This window comes from Streptomyces sp. NPDC003697, assembly GCF_053587115.1.
This window is the reverse complement of the sequence record NZ_JBSFNN010000170.1, coordinates 1-1,782: the sequence shown is the minus strand read 5'-3', so window position 1 is coordinate 1,782 and position 1,782 is coordinate 1. Positions and strand designations below refer to the sequence as shown.

Below are 1,782 nucleotides of genomic sequence, written 5' to 3'. Positions count from 1 at the left end.
ACCGGGACGAGGATCGGCCCGGACCACACCCAGGGCACCCTCGCCTCGGAGGCCTCCGGACGCCAGGCGGTCCGGCTGTCCCCGGGGGCCCGCGGGGCCGGCCCGGACGGCGCGATCAGGTGATCAGACGAGGTCGAACCGGTCCAGGTTCATCACCTTGTCCCACGCCGCGACGAAGTCCGTGACGAACTTCTCCCCGGCGTCGTCGCTCGCGTAGACCTCCGCGAGCGCCCGCAGCTCGGAGTTCGAGCCGAAGACCAGGTCGGCGCGGGTGCCGGTCCACTTGACCTCACCGGTGGCGGCGTCGCGTCCCTCGAAGGTGCTCGCGTCCTCGGACGTGGCCCGCCACGTCGTGCCCAGGTCGAGCAGGTTGACGAAGAAGTCGTTGGTCAGCACCCCCGGGGTCGCTGTGAGGACGCCCAGCGCCGACTGCCGGTGGTTCGCGCCGAGGACGCGGAGGCCGCCGACGAGGACCGTCATCTCGGGAGCGCTCAGGGTGAGCAGATTCGCCCGGTCGACCAGCAGGTACTCGGCCGGCAGCCGGTTCCCCTTGCCCAGGTGGTTGCGGAACCCGTCCGCGGTCGGCTCCAGCGCGGCGAACGACTCGACGTCCGTCTGCTCCTGCGACGCGTCCACGCGGCCGGGCGTGAAGGGGACCCGCACGTCGTGGCCGGCGTCCTTCGCGGCCTGTTCGACGGCCGCGCAGCCGGCGAGCACGATCAGGTCGGCGAGGGAGACGCGCTTGCCGCCGGTCTGGGCCGCGTTGAAGGACTCCTGGATGCCCTCCAGGGTGCGCAGCACGGTCGCCAGCTGGTCGGGGTCGTTGACCTCCCACCCCCGCTGCGGCTCGAGGCGGATGCGGGCACCGTTGGCGCCGCCGCGCTTGTCGCTGCCGCGGAAGGAGGAGGCGGACGCCCACGCGGTGGAGACGAGCTGCGGCACCGTGAGGCCCGAGGCCAGGACCTGCGCCTTGAGGGCGGCGACGTCCGCGTCGTCGACGAGCTCGTGCGTCACCTCGGGCAGCGGGTCCTGCCACAGCAGCGTCTCGGCCGGGACCTCCGGGCCGAGGTAGCGCACGACGGGTCCCATGTCGCGGTGGGTGAGCTTGAACCAGGCGCGCGCGAACGCGTCCGCGAACGCGTCCGGGTCCTGAAGGAAGCGCCGCGAGATCTGTTCGTAGACCGGGTCGAAGCGGAGCGCGAGGTCCGTCGTCAGCATCGACGGGGCGTGCCTCTTCGACGGGTCGTGGGCGTCGGGCACGGTGCCCGCCCCGGCGCCGTCCTTGGGCCGCCACTGGTGGGCCCCGGCGGGGCTCTCGAAGAGCTCCCACTCGTAGCCGAACAGGATCTCGAAGAAGCTGTTGTCCCAGGTCGTCGGGGTGTTGGTCCACGTCACCTCGAGTCCGCTGGTGATCGTGTCGCCGCCCTTGCCGGTGCCGAAGGAGTTGCTCCAGCCCAGGCCCTGGTTCTCGAGGGGGGCGGCCTCGGGGTCGGGGCCGACGTGGTCCGCCGGGCCGGCGCCGTGGGTCTTGCCGAAGGTGTGGCCGCCGGCGATCAGGGCGACCGTCTCCTCGTCGTTCATCGCCATCCGGCGGAACGTCTCACGGATGTCGCGGGCCGCGGCGATCGGGTCCGGATTGCCGTTCGGGCCCTCGGGGTTGACGTAGATCAGGCCCATCTGGACGGCGCCACGGTGCCGGCGCCCACGTAGTCGACGGCGCGGGCGGCGCGGACGGCCAGCTCGTGCAGTTCCCGGGTGAGGCCGGCGGTCAGGCCGGGGGCC

1 pseudogene is annotated in these 1,782 nt (G+C 72.9%); it reads right to left on the bottom strand.

Annotated elements, in window-relative coordinates:
• Positions 1-123: 123 nt before the first annotated feature.
• Positions 124-1,689: pseudogene (katG, locus tag ACWDNY_RS31370) on the bottom strand (catalase/peroxidase HPI); the annotation flags it as partial.
• Positions 1,690-1,782: the final 93 nt, after the last annotated feature.